The following is a 3,263-nucleotide window of genomic DNA, read 5'->3' as shown; positions in this document are numbered from 1 at the left end:
CGGCGCGGTGGTGCGCGGCTCCGTGCGCCGGTCCTCCCGGGAGCAGGCCGTCGCCGTGCGGCGACGGACCGTGCCGGGTACCGGGCGACGGGACCGGAACCGCGCCCCCGGCCGCGCGGCCCGGTCGCAAGCGCCGACGCCCCCGTACTTCGAACGGGCGACCGCGACTGGTCACGTCCATCCGGAAATAGGAGCTTATTCCGGCTTATCGGGTACCGTCCGACACGAGATCGTTACCGTCTGTTTTCAGCCCCATCGAGCGGGGGGCCGCTCATTTGGTTAATCTGATCCGGACGGACAGCAGTTCAGGGTTCCACCCGCACCCACGGTCCGTCATGGGACCAGCCGGTTCACCACGGCCTGCTCTCCCTCGAGTCGCCGGCGCCACCGCGTCCGAACGGTTTTCATCCAGACCCGAGCGGACGTCGGACGCCAGGCGCAGGGCCGGCGCGGTACGTCCCGAGGGTGACCGACACATAAGGAGTGCGCGGTGACACCGGAGCAGACGAAGAGCGATCAGCGCCCCAAGGAGCACACGGAACGCGCCGCCCGCCGGCCGGGGGAACTCGGCAGTCTCGACGTGTGGGCCCGTTCGGCCCCGATCCGCCTCGCGGGCTACGAGGACGACCTCGCCGAGCCCCACATCCTGCCCAGCGTCGACTGACGGCACGGGCGGGCGCCCCGCCGCTACGGCCGGGCGTAGGGCCGGGTCATGATCTCCATGTTGTGGCCGTCCGGGTCGTCGAAGTAGGCGCCGCGTCCGCCGAAGAGCTCGTTGACCCTGCCGGGCTCGGTGTGGCCCGGGTCCGCGTAGTAGGTGACCCCGGCCGCCTCCAGGCGCGCGATCATTGCATCGAACCGCTCCTCGGGCACCAGGAACGCGTAGTGCTGGCCCTGGACCGGCTCGTCGCGCTTCTCGTGGTAGTCGAGGGTCACGCCGTTGCCCAGGTCGACCGGCAGGAACGGGCCGAACGGGGCGCCGACCTCCAGTCCCAGTATCCCGGCGAGGAACTCGGCGGAGTACCGGCGGTCACTGGCGTAGACGGCGGTGTGGTTCAACTGGACGTGCTGTACTGCGGGCATGGCTGGATTCGTCTCCGGTGTCGGTTTCCGTGAGGGGAGGGAACACGCGGAGAAGAGGCGGGCCACGGGTGCGCGCGAGCGGGGGCGCGCCCCGCACCGGCCTCACACCGAGGCCGGGAGCGCCTCACATGAATGGCCCATGGCCGACCCGGCAGTCACCCGGCCGACCCTAGACCCTCGCGGTCGATCACCGCAATGCCGTCGCGGTCAGGCCGGGGAGTGCTCGTCCCCGCCGTGGCGCGCGGTGGACTCGTTCTCCTGGGCGAGCCGGCGCAGGGCCATCAGCGCCGGTTCCAGGAGGAAGGTCAACAGCACCGCCCGCTCGGCCTTCTCCAGCGGGTCCGTGACCGTCTCCAGGTTGTCGAGGTCGTGCCGGGCCGTCCGTTCCGCGAGTTCGGCATAGGGGAGGAGCGCCTCCCAGTCGTACTCGACCTCCAGTGAGCGCAGGGTCCGCAGCGTCTCGTCGATGATCCGCCGGGCCGGGTTCCGGGCGGAGACCGACCAGCCCATCGCGTCGACCAGGGCTGCGGCCTCGGGGTTCGCCCCGGCCGGGTCCTCGCCCTCGTCCTGGGCCGGTGTGCCGCCGTCGGGCGGCCGGATGCCGAAGGCGATGCCGAGCAACTCGTGCGTGTCGGCCCGGTGTTCGGTCATGGCGTCCAGGACCTGCTTGGCCGAGGCGACGGACAGGCCCCGTACCCCCGTCAGCGCGCGGATCAGGCGGAGTCTTCTCAGATGGGTCTCGTCGTACTCGGCCTGGGTCGCCGCGGTCGCCCGGCCGGGCGGCAGCAGTCCCTCGCGCAGGTAGTACTTGATCGTCGCGTTGGGCACCCCGCTGCGGCGGCTGAGTTCCGAGATTCTCACGTGCTTTCCCGTTCTCCCTTTCGTATTGGGTAGTGGCACTGTCTAATATGGATAGTGCCACTAGCCAACTATGGAGGCGAGACTACCGTGCCTACTCTTCCCTGGGTCACGCCGCACCCGGTGGGCCCCGACACCACCCATGCCTTCGTCATGGCCTCCCGCTTCGAGGTGCGGTCGCTGAAGGACGTCCCGCGCTTCTTCCGGAAGTCCCTCTCCGCCTGGGGCCAGGTCCGCAAGGCCCCCGGCGCCCTCGGTGCCTCCCTGGAGGCCCGGCCGTTCGGCAAGGTCTTCTACACGCTGTCCGCGTGGGAGAGCCGGGACGCGCTCTACGCCTACGCCCGGACCGAACCGCACAAGAGCGTCATGACCGGCGTGCGCGAGACGATGAGCGACTCGACGTTCACCTTCTGGGAGGTACCCGTCAGCGGGCTGCCGGTCGACTGGAACGACGCCAAGCGCCGCCTGGAGGCCCAGGCGCGGGCCGGGGCCCCGGACGGGCGCGGCACGGCCCACTGAACGGCGGCCTGGTTCGAACGGACGCGCACCGGGGGATCCCTACCCCTGGTGACCACCCGTCCTCGCCCGTGGAGCGCCCGCATGCATGACGACCGCGCCCTGGTCGAAGCCCGCCTCGGGCGCGTCCTGGACGAGCGCCTCCGTCCCGCCGCGTACCCCGAGTGCGTGCCCCTCGGGGTCGCGGTGTGGTACGCCCCGGGCGAGCCCGTCCCCGTCGCCGAGTGCCTCGCGGCCGAACCCGAGCCCGTCGAGGTGGGCGCCCGCTGGGGCACCAGCTGGTTCAGGGTCACCGGGGCCGACCAGGGCGTGCACCGCTTCCGGCACGCGCTGGTGCCGGGCGCGTCCATCGGTGACGCGGTGCGCGAGGGCTGGCGGATCAATCTGCCCGAGCGGCGCCTCACCGGGGCCGGTGAGGTCGCCCCGCTGGTGACGGCCGACCGGGACGCGGCCGTGGTCACGGTGGTCAAACTGGCCGACGACGGCAGCGGTGACGTCGTCGGCCGCTTCCACGAGGCCCACGGCGCCCGCGCCCGCGCCACGCTCACCACCGGCTTCGCCGCCACCGGCGTCGAGGTGACCGACCTGCTGGAACGCCCCCTGGCGGACGCTCGGGCGCCGCTGCTCGACGGCGGCCGGATCACCGTACGCCTGCGCCCCTTCCAGCTGATGACGCTGCGGCTGAAGCGGGCCTGACCGGCTCAGTCCTCCAGCCGGGCGCGCAGCCACTCCTCCACCGCGCCCACGTGCGCGGCCGCCGCCGCCCGCGCCGCCTCCGGGTCGCGGGCGGCCAGGGCGCGGTGGAT

The 3,263-nt window shown here is 72.3% G+C and carries 4 protein-coding genes and 2 pseudogenes; 3 read left to right on the top strand and 3 right to left on the bottom strand.

The window, feature by feature from the left end; translation table 11 throughout:
* Nucleotides 1–490 precede the first annotated feature (490 nt).
* On the top strand, nt 491–664 hold the full coding sequence (locus B7767_RS45295) for a hypothetical protein (RefSeq protein WP_107486558.1): 174 nt from the start codon (nt 491–493) through the stop codon (nt 662–664).
* Between the two features lie 23 nt (nt 665–687).
* On the opposite strand, the gene B7767_RS37965 is transcribed toward B7767_RS45295, so the two are convergent.
* Entirely contained in the window at nt 688–1,083 is a 396-nt protein-coding gene (locus B7767_RS37965; protein ID WP_085575960.1) for a VOC family protein, read from the bottom strand.
* A gap of 207 nt (nt 1,084–1,290) precedes the next feature.
* Nucleotides 1,291–1,944 carry a MerR family transcriptional regulator gene (locus B7767_RS37960; protein ID WP_085575959.1) on the bottom strand — a complete coding sequence of 218 codons (654 nt, stop codon included), beginning with the start codon at nt 1,942–1,944 and terminating at the stop codon, nt 1,291–1,293.
* A gap of 87 nt (nt 1,945–2,031) precedes the next feature.
* On the opposite strand from B7767_RS37960, the gene B7767_RS37955 reads away from it, so the two are divergent.
* Nucleotides 2,032–2,460, top strand: a complete 429-nt coding sequence (locus B7767_RS37955; RefSeq protein WP_085575958.1) for a DUF3291 domain-containing protein — start codon at nt 2,032–2,034, stop codon at nt 2,458–2,460.
* A gap of 297 nt (nt 2,461–2,757) precedes the next feature.
* Nucleotides 2,758–3,153: pseudogene (locus B7767_RS37950) on the top strand (glycosyl hydrolase-related protein); the annotation flags it as partial.
* 5 nt (nt 3,154–3,158) lie between these two features.
* Here the strand turns inward: B7767_RS37950 and B7767_RS48740 are convergent.
* Nucleotides 3,159–3,263: pseudogene (locus tag B7767_RS48740) on the bottom strand (GntR family transcriptional regulator); the annotation flags it as partial.

It is taken from the genome of Streptomyces sp. 13-12-16 (assembly GCF_002114215.1).
GTDB lineage: Bacteria > Actinomycetota > Actinomycetes > Streptomycetales > Streptomycetaceae > Streptomyces.
This window is presented reverse-complemented; position numbering and strand designations above follow the sequence as displayed.